We start from the raw sequence: 1,229 nt of genomic DNA, 5'->3' as shown, positions 1-1,229 counted from the left end.
TTAGTTAAGGTTCTTGGTGACATGTGTTAGCTGCCCAGCATGGAACTTGATGCGATTGGTGGCGTCTCCCCACCTTTTCGAGATAAGCATGCCGGGAGCAAAATTAGTCGAACATTTTTCCGGAATGAAAGATGCACGCTGTGCAGGTAAAGTAGCTCATCAGCTAATCGACATCCTGGTTATAGCGGTCTGTGCGGTCATCGCAGGGGCTGAAAGCTGGGTAGACATGGAACGCTATGGTCGCTGCAAAGCCCAAGGGCTTGCCAGCTTTCTAGCGTTACCCAACGGCATCCCCTCGCACGATACGTTTCGCCGTGTCTTCATGTTGATCGATCCCCTGGCTTTTGAGGCTGCCTTTACCTCATGGGCTCAGTCATTTGCCCAATCGCTTGACCGAGAGGTTGTCGCCATTGATGGCAAAACGGTACGTCGTTCCTTTGACCATCGCCGCGAGCAAGGGCCGCTCCATATCGTTAGTGCCTGGGCCTGCGAGCAAGGCATCTCACTCGGGCAGTGCCAGGTCAGCGACAAATCGAATGAAATAACGGCTATACCAGCGCTACTTGATGCGCTAGTGCTGAAGAACAGTATCGTCACCTTAGATGCCATGGGCTGCCAAAGAGCGATCGTCAGCAAAATAATGGAACGAGGTGCCGACTATCTCGTCACCCTCAAAGGTAATCAGCGCAAGATTTTCACTGCGGTGCGCGACTATTGCGCCAGAACCTGTTTTGAACCGGGCGCTATCAGTAGACCCGCCTGTGATGCTTTCGATGACAAGCATGGACGACTCGTGCGTCGCCGGATGTTTGTCTGCCCTGAAGCCACCCTGCTTGAACCTTTGACAGACTGGCCTGGCCTGAAATCTGTTCTGGCGGTGGAATCGATCCGTAGTATCAAGGATTCGGATAAGGTTGAAACCGAGATTCGTTACTTCCTATCAAGCTGCGAAGACGCGCCAGAGGTCCTTGCTAAAGCGATTCGACAGCACTGGGCTATCGAGAATAGCTTGCATTGGGTACTTGATGTGACTTTCAGAGAAGACGACAGCCGTGTGCGTGAACGCACGTCCGTGCGCAACCTGGCCTTACTACGCAAGATCGCTATCAACTTGATTCGACGGCACCTTAAGTCGCGCGACAGCCTGCGAGGCCGACGCAAAATGGCAGCCTGGGATAACGGATTTATGGAGCAAGTCCTGACAGGATTTTTTCATGCGTAACCCCTGG

At 53.0% G+C, this 1,229-nt stretch carries 1 protein-coding gene; it reads left to right on the top strand.

Annotation, left to right across the window (positions count from 1 at the left end; translation table 11 throughout):
- The first annotated feature begins 49 nt into the window (after positions 1-49).
- Positions 50-1,222, top strand: coding sequence for an ISAs1 family transposase (locus tag ACUHMQ_RS20770; protein ID WP_445297345.1), 1,173 nt, complete (start codon positions 50-52; stop codon positions 1,220-1,222).
- Positions 1,223-1,229: the final 7 nt, after the last annotated feature.

The organism is Chitinimonas violaceus (assembly GCF_052601015.1).
Note: the sequence above shows the minus strand (reverse complement) of the source record. Positions and strands in the feature narration are given on the sequence as shown.